This is a genomic window from Pseudarthrobacter phenanthrenivorans (assembly GCF_036455295.1).
Lineage (GTDB): Bacteria > Actinomycetota > Actinomycetes > Actinomycetales > Micrococcaceae > Arthrobacter > Arthrobacter phenanthrenivorans_C.
The window spans coordinates 245,950-260,430 of sequence record NZ_JAYXNX010000003.1 but is presented as its reverse complement, the minus strand read 5'-3'; the positions used below and the strand labels follow the sequence as shown (position 1 = coordinate 260,430).

15 protein-coding genes are annotated in these 14,481 nt (G+C 65.0%); 5 read left to right on the top strand and 10 right to left on the bottom strand.

Annotated elements, in window-relative coordinates:
- Positions 1-175 precede the first annotated feature (175 nt).
- From VXJ37_RS05425 to VXJ37_RS05400, 6 genes are all read right to left on the bottom strand, one after another.
- Positions 176-1,288 carry a BMP family lipoprotein gene (locus tag VXJ37_RS05425; RefSeq protein ID WP_331322043.1) on the bottom strand — a complete coding sequence of 371 codons (1,113 nt, stop codon included), beginning with the start codon at positions 1,286-1,288 and terminating at the stop codon, positions 176-178.
- Between the two features lie 256 nt (positions 1,289-1,544).
- Positions 1,545-2,561, bottom strand: a complete 1,017-nt coding sequence (locus VXJ37_RS05420) for an NADP-dependent oxidoreductase (RefSeq protein ID WP_331322042.1) — start codon at positions 2,559-2,561, stop codon at positions 1,545-1,547.
- Complete coding sequence (locus VXJ37_RS05415) at positions 2,558-2,989, bottom strand: organic hydroperoxide resistance protein (RefSeq protein WP_141940551.1); 432 nt, start codon at positions 2,987-2,989, stop codon at positions 2,558-2,560. The genes VXJ37_RS05420 and VXJ37_RS05415 overlap by 4 nt, the downstream gene beginning before the upstream one ends.
- A gap of 28 nt (positions 2,990-3,017) precedes the next feature.
- On the bottom strand, positions 3,018-3,452 hold the full coding sequence (locus VXJ37_RS05410; protein ID WP_331322041.1) for a MarR family winged helix-turn-helix transcriptional regulator: 435 nt from the start codon (positions 3,450-3,452) through the stop codon (positions 3,018-3,020).
- Between the two features lie 133 nt (positions 3,453-3,585).
- Positions 3,586-4,803, bottom strand: a complete 1,218-nt coding sequence (locus VXJ37_RS05405; protein ID WP_331322040.1) for an amidohydrolase — start codon at positions 4,801-4,803, stop codon at positions 3,586-3,588.
- A gap of 98 nt (positions 4,804-4,901) precedes the next feature.
- Positions 4,902-6,035: a mannose-1-phosphate guanylyltransferase gene (locus tag VXJ37_RS05400; RefSeq protein ID WP_141940548.1), complete on the bottom strand. Its 1,134-nt coding sequence runs from the start codon at positions 6,033-6,035 to the stop codon at positions 4,902-4,904.
- Between the two features lie 291 nt (positions 6,036-6,326).
- Here VXJ37_RS05400 and sdhC point away from each other — a divergent pair, with 291 nt between their 5' ends.
- The 5 genes from sdhC to VXJ37_RS05375 all read left to right on the top strand — a co-directional run bounded on the left by sdhC (position 6,327) and on the right by VXJ37_RS05375 (position 10,817).
- Complete coding sequence (gene sdhC, locus VXJ37_RS05395) at positions 6,327-6,707, top strand: succinate dehydrogenase, cytochrome b556 subunit (protein WP_081620212.1); 381 nt, start codon at positions 6,327-6,329, stop codon at positions 6,705-6,707.
- Positions 6,708-6,710: 3 nt separating this feature from the next.
- The gene (locus tag VXJ37_RS05390) at positions 6,711-7,172 is read left to right on the top strand and encodes a succinate dehydrogenase hydrophobic membrane anchor subunit (protein ID WP_331322039.1); all 462 of its coding nucleotides are present in this window, start codon (positions 6,711-6,713) and stop codon (positions 7,170-7,172) included.
- Between the two features lie 108 nt (positions 7,173-7,280).
- A complete protein-coding gene (gene sdhA, locus VXJ37_RS05385) occupies positions 7,281-9,080 on the top strand; it encodes a succinate dehydrogenase flavoprotein subunit (protein ID WP_331322038.1) in 1,800 nt (599 codons plus the stop codon).
- Between the two features lies 1 nt (position 9,081).
- Entirely contained in the window at positions 9,082-9,864 is a 783-nt protein-coding gene (locus VXJ37_RS05380) for a succinate dehydrogenase iron-sulfur subunit (RefSeq protein WP_141940545.1), read from the top strand.
- Between the two features lie 176 nt (positions 9,865-10,040).
- Positions 10,041-10,817, top strand: a complete 777-nt coding sequence (locus VXJ37_RS05375) for an alpha/beta hydrolase family protein (protein WP_141940544.1) — start codon at positions 10,041-10,043, stop codon at positions 10,815-10,817.
- 27 nt (positions 10,818-10,844) lie between these two features.
- On the opposite strand, the gene VXJ37_RS05370 is transcribed toward VXJ37_RS05375, so the two are convergent.
- Genes VXJ37_RS05370 through VXJ37_RS05355 form a run of 4 tightly spaced genes read right to left on the bottom strand, consistent with a single transcriptional unit; the run spans position 10,845 to position 14,477 of the window.
- Entirely contained in the window at positions 10,845-11,816 is a 972-nt protein-coding gene (locus tag VXJ37_RS05370; RefSeq protein WP_331322151.1) for a YihY/virulence factor BrkB family protein, read from the bottom strand.
- 58 nt (positions 11,817-11,874) lie between these two features.
- Entirely contained in the window at positions 11,875-12,579 is a 705-nt protein-coding gene (locus tag VXJ37_RS05365; RefSeq protein ID WP_331322037.1) for a 2'-5' RNA ligase family protein, read from the bottom strand.
- Positions 12,580-12,583: 4 nt separating this feature from the next.
- Positions 12,584-13,627 (bottom strand): tryptophan--tRNA ligase, encoded by a 1,044-nt coding sequence (gene trpS, locus VXJ37_RS05360; protein WP_331322036.1) that lies wholly within the window; start codon positions 13,625-13,627, stop codon positions 12,584-12,586.
- 16 nt (positions 13,628-13,643) lie between these two features.
- Positions 13,644-14,477, bottom strand: a complete 834-nt coding sequence (locus VXJ37_RS05355; protein ID WP_331322035.1) for an exodeoxyribonuclease III — start codon at positions 14,475-14,477, stop codon at positions 13,644-13,646.
- Positions 14,478-14,481 lie beyond the last annotated feature (4 nt).

Below are 14,481 nucleotides of genomic sequence, written 5' to 3'. Positions count from 1 at the left end.
TGTGGGCGGCAAGGCAGCGGGTAATCCCAGCCTAGTGTTACGGGTGGTTCCTGGGCAGGGCAGGCAGCTGGCAAAAAGGACCCCGAACGGCCTACGGGACGCTGCCGTCAAGACAGAACGCGCCGCCCTTCGGCCGGGTAACGGCGGAAGGGCAGCGCGCCCCGCGGTTCTGTGGCTACTTGGTGGGGCTGGACTTCGACTCGACCTTGACGCTGCCGGAAATGATGTCCTTCTTCAGCTGGTCCAGTTCGCTCTTCAGGTCTGCCGGTACGGCGGAATCGAGATCGTGGAACGGAGCCAGGGCCACGCCGCCGTTTGCGAGGGTACCGATGTACGGCGAGGCGTCGAACTTGCCGTCTTTGTCGTCCTTGATGACCGATTCCACAGCATTGGCCATGGTCTTCTGGACGGAGGACAGGATCACGGACTTGTAGTCCGGGGCAGTCAGGTAGCCATCTGAGTCAACCCAGATGAGCTTGGCGTCCTTGCCCTTGGACTTGGCATCGAGGATCGCGCTGCCCGCGCCGCCGCCCACGGGACCCGCGACGGGGAGGACGATGTCGGCGCCCTGGTCAAGGAAGCCCTGGGTCAGGACCTTGCCCTTGTCGACCTGCTTGAAGTCGCCGACGAAAGTGCCGTCCTGCTTGTCCTTGTCCCAGCCGATGAGCTGGACATTCTTGCCCTTTTTCTCGTTGTAGTACTTCACGCCGTCGGCGAAGCCGTCCATGAAGATGGTCACGGTGGGGATGTTGATGCCGCCGAACGTTGCCACCTTGCCGGTCTTGGAGGTGCCGGCTGCCAGGTAGCCGGCCAGGAACGCAGCCTGGGCGGTGTCATAGACGATCGGCTTGACGTTCTTGGGGAAGGTGGGGTCGTTGTAGTCGATGATGGCGAAGTGGCTGTTCGGGTTGGCCGTGGCGATGGACTTGGTGGCGTCGCCGAGCAGGAAGCCGACGGTCACGGTGAGCTTGCAGCCCTGCTGGACCATGGAGCGCAGGTTCGGGTCGTAATCGGTGTCAGCCTTGGACTGGACGTGCTTCTCTTGGATGCCGAGGTCCTTGACTGCACTCTGCAGGCCCTCGTAGCCGGACTGGTTGAACGACTTGTCGTCGAAGCCCCCGGAGTCAGAGACCATGCATGCGGTGTAATCGGACTTGGGCGCAGCGCTTGAGCCCCCCGACGAGGACGGCGGTGCTCCACACCCGGCCAGCAGGAAGGCCGCGGCACCTGCGGTGGCCACGCCGGCCATTGAACCGCGCTTGAAGCCGGCACGCAGTGATTTCTTCAATTTTCCTCCAGGGATGATGCGAGTGGCACTACGGGCTGGAATTCAATGAGTGTCCGTTTCGGCGCTGAAATTCTGTTTTCACTGAAGGCACGCAGCACTGCGCCGGAGCGCACTGACGGCACTTACTTTAGTGGCCTGCGCCACGTCGCCATAGCACGTCGGGAGCCCATCCGGGAGATTGTTTACAAGTTGTTACCATGCAGTAAGGGCACCGCAAAGCGCGGTGCCCTTACTGGTTCTTATTTGGTTGGATTGGCTACAGCCGGACCAGCATTTTGCCGGTGTTCGCACCGTCCAAAAGGTCCATGAACGCCTGCGGCGCGTTCTCCAGGCCGTCCACGATGGTCTCGTCGTAGCGCACGGTCCCGTCCGCCAGCCAGCCGGCCATCTTCTCCGCAAACTCTGCCGCGTGCTGTCGCTGTCCACCTACCAGGAAGCCTCGAAGGGTGAGCTGCTTGCCGATCGCCTGCATCAGGTTGTGGGGCGCCGGCGTGGGCTCGGTGGAGTTGTACTGCGCGATGGCGCCGCACATTGCCACCCGGCCACCCACATTGAGGACTGCCAGTGCCGCTTCCAGGTGTTCACCGCCCACGTTGTCGAAGTAGACGTCGATACCGGCGGGGCCGGCGGCCTTTTCCAGCTGCTCCACGACGGGACCGTCGTGGTAGTCGAAGGCGGCATCGAAACCGAGTTCCAGGAGGCGTGCCACCTTGGCAGGCGACCCGGCGGAGCCAATGACGCGTGAAGCGCCCATGGCCTTGGCGATCTGGCCTACCAGGGAGCCCACGGCACCTGCGGCACCGGAGACGAAGACGGCGTCGCCGGGCTTGAACTCCGCAACCTTAAGAAGCCCTGAGTATGCCGTCAGCCCCGTCATGCCCAGAGCACCAAGGAAAGCCGAAGCAGGGGCCAAGTCCGTGCGGGCCGGGCTGGTTGCGGAGGCGTCCACGACGGCGTATTCGCGCCAGCCGAGGGAATGCACGACGACGTCGCCCTCCTTGTGCGCGCCGGAACGGGACGCGATCACCTCGCCCACGGCGCCGCCGTCGAGCGCCTTGCCGACCGCGAAGGGGGCCGCGTAGGACTTGACGTCATTCATGCGGCCCCGCATGTAGGGGTCCACCGACATGAAGAGGTTCCGCACCAGGATTTGGCCGTCCTCGAGGGCGGGAAGCGGGGACTCTGCCAGCTCGAAGTTGTCGGCGCCCGGGCGTCCCACCGGACGGGAGGCGAGGCGGATTTCACGGGTTGTGGTTGCCAGTGCTGTGCTCATGCTGCGTACTCCAGAATCTTGAGGTCGACATTGATGTTGCCGCGGGTGGCGTTGGAATAGGGGCAGACCTGGTGTGCTTTGGCCACCAGGTCCTCCGCGGTTGCCAGGTCCAGGGCCGGAAGGGCGATTTCCAGCTCGGCGGCCAGCCCGAAGCCGGCCCCGCCGTCCAGCTGCCCCAGATGGATCTTCGCCGCCACCGCCGAGTCGGTGAGGTCGGCCCCGGCCTTGCGGGCCACCAGCCGAAGCGCGGAGTGGAAGCACGCCGCGTATCCGGCCGCGAAGAGCTGTTCAGGGTTGGTGCCCTGGCCGTTGCCGCCCAGTTCGACGGGGCTGGCCAGGTCGACTGCCAACCGGCCGTCGTTGCTGCGCGCGGTGCCGTCGCGCCCTTCGCCGGAGGCAAGGGCCTCGGCCGTATAGAGAGTCTTCATTAGGGATGTCCGTCCTGTTGATGGATGGTTACAGCGATTCATGCAGTGCGGCCGTGAGCTTGCCCAGGGTGGTCCGCAGTTGTTCCAGTTCGTCAAGGGAAAGGCCGGCGGCATCTGCCAGCCGCTGGGGAATGGCACTTGCCGGTCCGCTGAGGCTGCGTCCCGCAGGCGTCAGATGGATGGCCACGCGGCGTTCGTCCTCACCGGACCGTCGGCGCTCCACCAGCCCAAGTGTCTCCAGCCGCTTCAGGAGCGGCGACAGTGTGCCCGAGTCCAGACCCAGTTCCCCACCGAGTTCTTTCACACCCCGTGGTTCGTTTTCCCACAGCACCAGCATCACCAGGTACTGCGGGTAGGTGAGTCCGAGCTCGTCAAGGATGGGCCGGTAAACAGCGGTGGCGGCACGGGACGCCGAGTACAGCGCAAAACATACTTGCCGGTCCAGGCGGGGCGCTTCGGTCATGACAACAACATATCGCACAACTCAATTGTGCACAACTTAACTGCCGCAGGGGCGCCCCAGCGCCGCCGTCGTGCCCCTAACGCGGTTGGCACGGACGGCCAGGCCGCGCAAAGGCACGCGGACAGTGTCCCGGCTAGGGAACCGGGGCCTGCTCTAGGTCGCGAATGGTGCGCAGGGCTGCTGCGGCGAGGACGCGGATGCCCATGCCCAGCGACCGCTCGTCCAGGATGTAGTCTCCGCGGTGGAGGTCGTAATCCTCGCCGCCGGGGGTTTTGGTGCCCAGGCGCATCATCGCTCCGGGAAGTTCGGCCAGGAACCACGCGAAGTCCTCGCCACCCATGGATTGGGGGGTCAGCACCACGGCGTTCTCGCCGATTTCAGCGCGGGCCGCAGCCTCGATAATGGCGGTCTCGTGCTCGGAGTTCACTACCGGGGGCACTCCCCTGGTGTGTTCCAGGTGCACGTCCACGCCGTAGGGCGCGGCCACCTGATGCACCACCTCGTCCAGGAGTTCACCGGCAGCGTGCCAGGCGTCCCGGTCCAGGCACCGCATGGTGCCTGCCATGTAGCCGGTGCCGGGGATGGCGTTGGGTGCGGAACCGGCCGTGATCTGGCCCCACACCACGGATACGCCGCTGCGGACATCCACCCGGCGGGACAGCACCGCAGGGACGTTGACGGCGATCTGGGCCAACGCGAACACCAGATCCTCGGTGAGGTGCGGACGTGAGGTGTGGCCGCCCCGGCCGGAGAGTTCGATCCGGATGGTGTCCGAGGCCGAGGTGATGGCACCGATGCGCGTTCCCACCTTGCCCACTTCAATCCGAGGATCGCAGTGGAGCGCCAGAATGCGGGGAACCCCTTCCAGGACACCCTGCTCGATGCAGGCGTGTGCTCCGCCGGGCATGGTTTCCTCGGCCGGCTGGAAGATGATCCGGACGGTGGCGCCAAGCGGCGTTTCCTGGTGCATACGCTGCAGGACCAGGGCGATACCCAACATGGTGGTGGTGTGCACGTCATGCCCGCAGGCGTGCGTCACGCCGTGGTTCCTGGACGCGAACGGCAGGCCCGTTTCCTCGATGATGGGCAGGGCGTCGATGTCACCGCGCAGGGCGGTGGCAATGGGGCCTTCGCCCACGTCCACCGTCAGGCCGGTGCCTTCCAGGCGGCGTGGCGACAGGCCGGCCGCTTCGAGCCGCTCGGCGAGTTTGTCAGTGGTGCGGAATTCCTTGAAGGACAGTTCAGGGTGCGCATGGAGGTCCCTCCGGAATTCGATCAGTTCCGGCAGGAGCGGTTCGAGCCACGGAGCCACCAAAGCGGTGGGCTCGGCTTCAGTAGTGTAATTGCGCACTGCTTCACTCTAGCGAGGGTGCCCGCTTTAGCACCCATTCACTGACGCAGCATTACATCGGAACCTGCCGGCACGCGCGGCGCCGGCAGGTTGTCCCGCTAGAGGACGTCCGTGTCCCCGCTTGCCTTCAGTGCGTCCACGGCGGCCTTCACCCGCTGGGAGTTGGCCATGGTGGTCACCAGCAGGGCGTCCGGGGTATCGACGATGACGACATCCTGGATGCCGATCAGCGCGATCACGCGCTTGGTGTCCGTGACCACCACGCCGCTGGAGTTTTCGGTGAAGACACGGGCGCCTTCACCGAGGACGGTGACGTCGTCCACTTCCTTGGCACTGTTCAGCCGGCCAACCGAGGCGAAGTCGCCCACGTCGTCCCACCGGAAGGATCCGGGCACGACGGCGACGTCCCCGGCTTCGGCGGCGGGCTCGGCCACTGCATAGTCGATGGCGATCTTGGGCAGGGTGGGCCAGATGCGTGCGGTGACCTCGTCACGCTGCGGAGTGTCCCAGGCGCGTGCGATTTCCTGCAGGCCCTGGAACAGTTCGGGCTGGTTGGCCTCGAGGTGCTTGAGCATCAGTGAGACTGGCGCCACGAACATGCCGGCGTTCCACACGTAGTCGCCGCTGTCCACGTATTGCTGGGCCACCACCTCGTCGGGCTTCTCGACGAACTCCACCACGTCATGGGCGCTCGGCGCTCCCTCGACATTCAATGCCTTGCCGGAGCGGATGTAGCCGAAACCGGTGGAGGGGTGGGTGGGCTTGATGCCGATGGTGACGATCTTGCCCGCGGCGGCGGTGTGGATCGCCTCGCGGACGGCCTGCTGGAACAGCGCATCCGGGCTGATCACCTGGTCAGCGGCGAAGGAACCCATAATGGTGTCGGGATCGCGCTCATGCAGGATCGCCGCGGCAAGGCCGATGGCTGCGGCCGAGTCCTTGGGCTCCGACTCAAGGACCAGGTCGGCGTCGTGGACCTCGGGAAGCTGGCGGCACACCGCTTCACGGTGCGCCTTGCCGGTCACCACCAGCATCCGGTCGCCGGCCAGCGGGTGCAGGCGGTCATAGGTGGCGCGCAGCAAAGTGCTGCCGGATCCCGTGAGATCGTGAAGGAACTTGGGAGCTGCTGCTCGTGACAGAGGCCAGAGGCGGGTCCCCACTCCGCCTGCCGGAATCACCGCTATGAAGCGGTCAAGGGGTGAGGCCGGGCTTGTCACTTTGTCTGTACTCATCACGGCTACTTTAGCCGAAGGGGGCCATGTGGCTCCTGTGATGACACCGGCCGTATCTCTCCGGCGCACCGGGGATTCGCTCCGCCGCCGGGTCCAAATGCGGCCAGCGGTGTGGCGTTGGTCTCATTTAACGCGAAAATCCGCACCAGCACTGGGCACCAACGAACGTCTAAATTGAATAAGCTGTAAGCGGAGCCTAGATTTAGGCCTGAGCTACGAGTGCTCTCGCAGCAGGCGTTCCCCCCGCATGGATCTCATGCCAGCGCCGCTGTGTTGCAGGGAGGTTTATCAGTGCCGACAAAACCAGCTGGCACCTTGTACCGCGGCCGTGAAGGCATGTGGTCCTGGGTAGGACACCGCATTACCGGTGTAGTGATCTTTTTCTTCTTGTTGGTCCACGTGCTGGACACCTCCTTGGTGCGTGTGTCACCGGAGGCCTACACCGCCGTCATCGGCGCCTACAAGAACCCCCTGATGGCATTGGGCGAGACCGGCCTCGTCGCCGCCATCGTTTTCCACGCCTTCAACGGCCTGCGGATCATTGCGGTCGACTTCTGGAAGAAGGGTGCCAAGTACCAGCGCCAGATGCTGTGGGCAGTACTGGCCCTCTGGGTTGTGACCATGGTCGCCTTCTCCATTCGCCACCTGTCCCTCGCCCTCGGAGGTCACTGAGCCATGACTGCAACGATCGAGAGCCCCCGCAGCGGGCGGATCGCCCCCCAGTACCGCCGAAGCGGCGGCGCCAAGGGCAACTTTGAGATGATTGCCTGGCTGTTCATGCGCCTCTCCGGCGTTGTGCTGGTGGTCCTCATCTTCGGCCACCTGTTCGTGAACCTCATGGTGGGCGAAGGCATCCACGCCATCGACTTCGGCTTCGTGGCCGGCAAGTGGGCCGACCCGTTCTGGCAGTTCTGGGACCTTGCCATGCTGTGGCTGGCCATGCTGCACGGCACCAACGGCGTCCGCACCATCGTCAACGACTACGCCGAGAAGACGTCCACCCGCCGCTGGCTGAAGACGGTTCTCTACGCCGCCGCAGTGGTCATCATCCTCCTTGGCACGCTGGTGATCTTCACCTTCAACCCGTGCCCCGTGGTGAACGGCGTCGCCCTTCCGGGCGGATTCTGCCCTGCCTAGCACTGGCACCACCCCGGGCCCGCGGGCATTCCCGCGGGCCCTGTTTTGCGGAGCAGGCAAAGCCGCCCCGTTGTTTCATAGCGAATTTTGAGAGAAAGAGCGTCTGGTATGCAGGTCCATAAGTACGACGTCGTCATCGTCGGTGCCGGTGGCGCTGGCATGCGCGCCGCGATCGAATCCGGTCAGCGTGCGCGCACAGCAGTACTGACCAAGCTCTACCCCACCCGCTCGCACACGGGTGCGGCGCAGGGTGGCATGTGCGCAGCCCTTGCCAACGTCGAGGAAGACAACTGGGAATGGCACACGTTCGACACCGTCAAGGGCGGCGACTACCTGGTTGACCAGGACGCCGCGGAGGTCATGGCCAAGGAAGCCATCGACGCGGTGCTGGACCTGGAGAAGATGGGCCTGCCGTTCAACCGGACGCCCGAAGGCCGGATCGACCAGCGCCGGTTCGGCGGGCACACCCGCGACCACGGCAAGGCTCCGGTCCGCCGGGCATGCTACGCCGCGGACCGCACCGGCCACATGATCCTGCAGACCCTGTACCAAAACTGCGTCAAGCACAACGTCGAGTTCTACAACGAGTACTACGTCCTGGACCTGCTGACGGTCGAGGAAGACGCTGTCCGCGAGGACGGCACCCCGTACAAGCAGAAGCGCGTGGCCGGCGTCGTGTCCTACGACCTCGCCTCCGGCGAACTGCACGTCTTCCAGGCCAAGTCGGTCGTCTTCGCCTCCGGCGGCGCCGGCAAGGTCTTCAAGACCACCTCCAACGCCCACACCCTCACCGGTGACGGCATGGGCATCGCGTTCCGCCGCGGCATCCCGCTGGAGGACATGGAGTTCTTCCAGTTCCACCCGACAGGCCTTGCCGGACTGGGCATCCTGCTGTCCGAGGCCGCCCGCGGTGAAGGTGCCATCCTCCGCAACTCCGAGGGTGAGCGCTTCATGGAGCGCTACGCCCCCACCATCAAGGACCTGGCACCGCGTGACATCGTGGCCCGTTCCATGGCCAACGAGGTCCGCGAAGGCCGCGGCTGCGGCCCCAACAAGGACTACGTCCTCCTGGACCTGACCCACCTGGAGCCGGCGCACATCGACGCCAAGCTTCCGGACATCACAGAGTTCGCCCGCACCTACCTGGGCGTGGAACCGTACACCGAGCCGGTGCCGGTATTCCCCACGGCGCACTACGCCATGGGCGGTATCCCCACGAACATCCAGACCGAGGTCCTGCAGGACAACGACACCGTGATCCCCGGCCTCTTCGCCGCCGGTGAAGTGGCCTGCGTATCCGTCCACGGATCCAACCGCCTGGGCACCAACTCGCTGCTGGACATCAACGTGTTCGGCAAGCGCGCCGGCATCGCCGCTGCGGAGTACTCCAAGACCGCCCCGTTCGTGGAACTGCCGGAGAACCCGCTGGCCTACACCACGGAATTGCTGGACATTGCCCGCAACGGCACCGGCGACGAGAAGGTGGCGCAGATCCGCAAGGAACTGCAGGACACGATGGACGCCAACATGCAGGTGTTCCGCACGGCGGACACCCTGAACCAGGTGCTGCGCGACATTGCCTCCTTCGAGGAGCGGTACAAGCGCATCAACGTCCAGGACAAGGGCAAGCGCTTCAACCTGGACCTGCTCGAGGCCGTTGAGCTCGGCTTCCTGCTGGAACTGGCCAAGGTCATGACCGTGGCCGCACTGCACCGCGAGGAATCCCGCGGCGGACACTTCCGCGAGGACTTCCCCGAGCGTGACGACGAGAAATTCATGAAGCACTCCATGGCGTACAAGGATGACCATGCGCCGGCCGACGGATCGGCGGAATCAATCGCCGGCATCCGCCTCGCCACCAAGCCGGTTGTCTTTACCCGCTACGAGCCGATGGTGAGGAAGTACTAAGATGACCGCTGAAATCGCTGAGCCAGCCTCAAAGGTTGAACTTCCTGCCGGCGTCGGCGGAGGCGGGGAAATCCCCACGTTCGACGTCCACATGCGGGTCCGCCGCTACAACCCGGAGGTTTCCGGGGAAGCCACCTGGGACGACTTCCACCTGACCATGTACGGCACGGACCGCGTGCTTGATGCCCTGCACAAGGTCAAGTGGGAAATGGACGGCACCCTGTCGTTCCGCCGCTCCTGCGCCCACGGTGTGTGCGGCTCGGATGCCATGCGCATCAACGGCCGCAACCGCCTTGCCTGCAAGACGCTGCTGAAGGACCTGGACACGTCCAAGCCCATCACCGTGGAACCCATCAAGGGCCTGCCGGTGGAGAAGGACCTGATCGTGGACATGGAACCGTTCTTCCAGTCATACCGCGAAGTCATGCCCTTCCTCATCAACAAGGGCCACGAGCCCACCCGCGAACGCCTGCAGTCCGCAGAGGACCGGGAACGCTTCGACGACACCACCAAGTGCATCCTGTGCGCCGCGTGCACGTCCTCCTGCCCCGTGTTCTGGACCGACGGGCAGTACTTCGGTCCCGCAGCGATCGTCAACGCACACCGCTTCATCTTCGATTCCCGTGACGATGCCGGCGACATGCGCCTGGAAATCCTCAACGACAAGGAAGGCGTGTGGCGCTGCCGCACCACCTTCAACTGCACCGAGGCATGCCCCCGCGGCATCCAGGTCACGCAGGCCATCGCGGAGGTCAAGCAGGCCATCCTGGCCCGCCGTATCTAGTCGCGTCCAACAACAGGTACAACGGCCGACGGCGTCGCCCACCACACGTGGTGGCGGCGCCGTCGTCGTTCCAGCTCTCAACCACCCCGGATGCTCCATCAGCTTTGGTCCCTAAGCCGGGGGTTTAGGGACCAATAGTGATAGAGCAAGCTGTCCGCCCGCAGAAAGGCTCCCCTTTGTCCCGGTCCGAAAAAGTCTCCTTTGCCGGTTCCACAGGCGAAATGCTGTCCGGCATCATCGACGTCCCGGAAGGCCCCGTTAAGGGGTGGGGCGTCTTCTCGCACGGCTTCACGCTGGGCAAGGACAGCCCCTCCGCGGCCCGCATGTGCAAGGCGCTGGCGGACAGCGGCATCGGAATGCTGCGCTTCGACAATGTGGGACTGGGCGGCTCTGCCGGTGAATGGTCCGCGGGGTCCTTCAGCCACAAAGTGGCTGACACCGTAAAGGCTGCGGAGTTCATGCGCAGCGAAGGGAAGGAGATTTCCCTCCTGGTGGGGCACTCCTTTGGCGGCGCCGCCGTGCTTGCGGCCGCGCGGGAGATCCCGGAGCTCGACGCCGTTGCCACAGTGGGCGCCCCCTTCTCCCCCAAGCACGTGGCGCACGTCTTCGATGCAGCACTGGACAGGATCCTGAGCGAGGGCAGCGCCGAGGTGGACCTGGGCGGCAAGCGGGTGGAAATCCGCCGGCATTTCGTCGAGGACCTGGAGAACGCAGACCTGACGGACTGCATCCGGCAGCTGCACAAGCCGCTGATGGTGCTGCACTCCCCCACCGACAACACTGTGGGGATCGAGAACGCCAGCACCATCTTCCAGACCGCCAGGCACCCGCGGAACTTCGTATCGCTGGAGGGAAGCGACCACCTGCTGACGGGCAAGGGCCAGGCTGCCCGGGCCGCCCGGATCATCGCCGCCTGGGCAGACCAGTACCTGGACGCCGGGAACGGCTCCTAGAAGGGCCCCGGGGCCCTTCCCCTGTTGTCAGGTCTGTGGCGTCGCTCGGCGCGCCCCGAGGATGGCTTTCCGGGGAGAGCTGCCGGAGTCCAGGTCGGCCTCGCGTACGGCTGCCCAGCCTGCGGAGACAAGGTAGACCTGGCTGACCAGGTTGAACCAGATCAAGAGCCCGATAATGACGGCGAACGAGGCCAGGAGGGGGTTGCGGCTGGCCCCGCCCAGGAGCTCGGTGCTGAAGATCTGCAGCACAGTAGTGCCCAGGGCGGCGAGGATGGTTCCCTCAAGCAGGGCCTGGCGTGAGAGCTTCAGGCCTGCTGCCAGCCGGTACATGATCAGCGCGGTAACCCAGTTCAGCACCAGCGGCACGAAGATTTTGACGGACGTGGTGAGTGGACCGGCCAGGGCTTCGGTAAGGTGCAGGAAGTTCGAAACCCAGCCGGCCGCCGTGCCGAATACCAGTGACGCACCCGCGCTGAGTACCAGGGCCACCCCCAGCAGCAGGAGGGTTCCGGCGTCGCGGAGTTTCATAAGGATGGGGTTGACCATCAGTGGCGGCAGTTGCAGCACGCCACGGAGGCCGTCCCGCAGGCCGTTGATCCAGCCGAGGGACGTGACAACCGTGACCACGGCACTGATGACGGCAGTCCAGCCAAGGCTGCCGGGATTGAGCAGGTCCTTGGGATCCACCAGGCCCTGGCCACCATTGATCTTCAGCAGGCCGGGGGCGCTGGTGGCCACGCTTTTGATGATCGTGTCCAGCAGCACCGGTTGACTGCTCAGCACCAGGCCGGCAACGGAAAAGCCGGTGGCCAGCAGGCCGGTGATGGAGAAGAACATGGTGAAGCCGATGCCGGCGCTCATCAGGGGCCCATAGTGGAGGCTGTAATGCCGGAACGCGCGCATTGGCCGCAGGACGTTCACCCGGGCGGTAAGCCACTGCACCAAGGCCATCAGGGCGGCGAACCTGGCTCCGGTCCTGCGCACCCTGTTCCACTCCATCCGCTTCTGGATGACCTCCAGCTTCAGCTGGGCGTGCTCAGTGGGCAGCGGCTGCTGGTTACCCTGCGTCCGTTGGGGTGTCCGCGGCATCGCCCACGAAGCGGGCGTCGCCGTGGTTGTCAGTTTCGGTCCCAAAGTCCAGCTCTTCCCGTAGCTGCCAGATGCCGTCGGCATCATGCTCATAGAGTCCCATGCTAACCACGGGGAAGGTTGCCCTGTAGTTCTTCAGCACCGTTTCGGCCTCATCGAGGCTTTCGGGGGCAACATCGTGGGCGATGGTTACGTGGGGATGGTAGGCAAAGGGCAGTTCGCGGTGGAGCGGGCCCTGCTGGAGCTTGCGGTGCAGGTCCACGCAGTGATCAAATCCGTCCTCCACGTTGATGAAGACCACGGGAGAAACCGGCCGGAAGGTTCCGGTCCCGGCGATGGTGACCATGAAGGGGCTCTGGCACCGGGCCACTTCGCGCACGTGCCGGCGGGTGGCCTCCCAGTCCTGGGTGGGGGTGGTGGTCACCAGGGTGATATGTGCCGGTACGACGCCCGCCATGGGGTCGCCGAAAGACGCCCGCCATCGCTGGAGTTCTTCGGCGATCTCCGGCGGGAAACCAAGGATGACGCCCACGCTGATTTCGTCGCTGGGCGTCCTGCCATGTTCGGCGCCGGGGCTCTTGCCTGACTGGTCTCCGATTCGGTCGGCCAGGGTCCGCTCGGCCTGGGCGGCAGAGCGGGCACCTCCCCTGGCGGTGACGTTTCCCGAAGACATGGCGCTAGCGGACTCCTGCGAGGCTGAGGGACGGCAGGAAGCCCATGCGCTGGTACACCTGGCCCAGGGTGACCGACGCAATCTCGCGGGCCCGTTCAGCGCCGAGGGCCAGCAGCCGGTCGAGCTCTGCGGGATCTGACATGAGCTCGTTGGTCCGGTTGCGGAGCGGGGTGATGAAGTCCACCACCACCTCGGCGAGGTCCACTTTGAGGTGGCCGTACATTTTGCCCTGGTATTCGGCTTCCAGGTCCGCCACGGACTTGCCAGTAAGGGAGGAGTAGATGGTCAGCAGGTTGGAGACCCCGGGCTTTTCCTCCGGGTCGAAGCGGATGTCCGTTCCGGCGTCCGTCACTGCGGACTTGATGCGCTTGGCGGCGATCTTGGGATCTTCCAGGAGCTGGATGGCGCCGTTGGGAGACTCCCCCGTCTTCGACATTTTGGCGCTGGGATTCTGGAGGTCGTAGATCTTGGCGCTTTCCTTGACGATGGTCGCCTCGGGCACCGTGAACGTGTGGCCAAACCGGGTGTTGAAGCGTTGGGCCAGGTTTCGGGTCAGTTCAAGGTGCTGCCGCTGGTCCTCGCCCACCGGCACCAGGTCACTCTGGTAGAGCAGGATGTCCGCGGCCATCAGCGTGGGATACGCGAACAGGCCCAGGGTGGCTGAATCCGCGCCGGACTTCTGGGTCTTGTCCTTGAACTGCGTCATCCGGGAGGCCTCGCCGAAGCCGGTGATGCAGTTCAGCGCCCAGGCGAGCTGCGCGTGTTCGGGAACGTGGGACTGGACGAAGAAAATGCTCTTGTCCGGATCGATCCCGGCGGCAATGTACTGGGCCGCGACGATGCGGGTGCGCTTGGCCAATTCGGCGGGATCAAAATCCACCGTGATGGCATGCAGGTCCGGGATGAAGAAGACGGCGTCATACTCCGCCTGCATGTCCACCCAGTTGCGCACGGCTCCAATGTAGTTGCCCAGGTGCAGGGAATCGGCAGTGGGCTTGGCGCCGGACAGAATGCGCTTTTTGGCGGTGGGGGAAGTCTGGGTGGTCATGGAAAAACTTTCGGGCTTAGAGCTGGTAGTCCACTACCAGCGGGGCGTGGTCGGAGAAGCGGGTGTCCCAGGAGGCTGCACGGTCAACGACCGCCGAAATGGCGGACGCCGCCAGCCCTGGAGTGGCCAGGTGGTAGTCGATGCGCCAGCCGGTGTCGTTGTCGAACGCCTTGCCGCGCCAGGACCACCACGTGTAGGGCCCGTCGACGTCGCCGGCCAGGTTCCGGTGGACATCGTGCCAACCGATCTCCTCGCCCAGGAAGCGGTCGAAGTAGGCGCGTTCCTCCGGGAGGTGCCCGGCCTTCTTGACGTTGCCTTTGGAGTTCCTGATGTCCCTGGGCGTGTGGGCTACGTTCAGGTCCCCCACCACCAGGGCATGGTCGCTGTGCTTGGTCAGCTCCGGAAGCCGGGTGCTCATAACGTCCAGGAAGCGGAACTTGTCGTCCTGTTTGGGGGTGCCCACTTCGCCCGAATGCACATAGGCGCTGGCGACGGTGAGCTGGACAGGGTTCCCTGCGGCATCCGGGACGCGGAAGTCGGCTTCAACCCAGCGGCCGGCGGTGGCGAAGTAGTCGTCGCCGATGCCGTTCCTGGTGTCGAGCGGTTCCTGGCGGGACGCGATGGCGACGCCGGCACGGCCTTTGGCTTCCGCTTCGGCATGCAGGATGTGCCAGCCATCCCCCAGCAGCTCCCGGACGATCGCGTCAGGGGCGCGCACTTCCTGCAGGCAGAGAATGTCCACCTCGCGCGGCTCCAGCCACGCCGCCATGCCGTTTTTGTAGGCAGCCCGGAGGCCGTTGACATTCACGGATGCGATGCGGATGTGGTCCTTGTTCAATGCCGAGCTCACCCGC

What these genes read in the sequence shown, in the direction of transcription:
- VXJ37_RS05400 (WP_141940548.1), bottom strand. Translation starts at nt 6,035, where the DNA reads ATGAGTACAGACAAAGTGACAAGCCCGGCCTCACCCCTTGACCGCTTC.
- trpS (WP_331322036.1), bottom strand. Translation starts at nt 13,627, where the DNA reads ATGACCACCCAGACTTCCCCCACCGCCAAAAAGCGCATTCTGTCCGGC.
- VXJ37_RS05380 (WP_141940545.1), top strand. Translation starts at nt 9,082, where the DNA reads ATGACCGCTGAAATCGCTGAGCCAGCCTCAAAGGTTGAACTTCCTGCC.
- sdhA (WP_331322038.1), top strand. Translation starts at nt 7,281, where the DNA reads ATGCAGGTCCATAAGTACGACGTCGTCATCGTCGGTGCCGGTGGCGCT.
- VXJ37_RS05390 (WP_331322039.1), top strand. Translation starts at nt 6,711, where the DNA reads ATGACTGCAACGATCGAGAGCCCCCGCAGCGGGCGGATCGCCCCCCAG.
- VXJ37_RS05365 (WP_331322037.1), bottom strand. Translation starts at nt 12,579, where the DNA reads ATGTCTTCGGGAAACGTCACCGCCAGGGGAGGTGCCCGCTCTGCCGCC.
- VXJ37_RS05370 (WP_331322151.1), bottom strand. Translation starts at nt 11,816, where the DNA reads ATGGAGTGGAACAGGGTGCGCAGGACCGGAGCCAGGTTCGCCGCCCTG.
- VXJ37_RS05415 (WP_141940551.1), bottom strand. Translation starts at nt 2,989, where the DNA reads ATGAAGACTCTCTATACGGCCGAGGCCCTTGCCTCCGGCGAAGGGCGC.
- VXJ37_RS05420 (WP_331322042.1), bottom strand. Translation starts at nt 2,561, where the DNA reads ATGAGCACAGCACTGGCAACCACAACCCGTGAAATCCGCCTCGCCTCC.
- VXJ37_RS05410 (WP_331322041.1), bottom strand. Translation starts at nt 3,452, where the DNA reads ATGACCGAAGCGCCCCGCCTGGACCGGCAAGTATGTTTTGCGCTGTAC.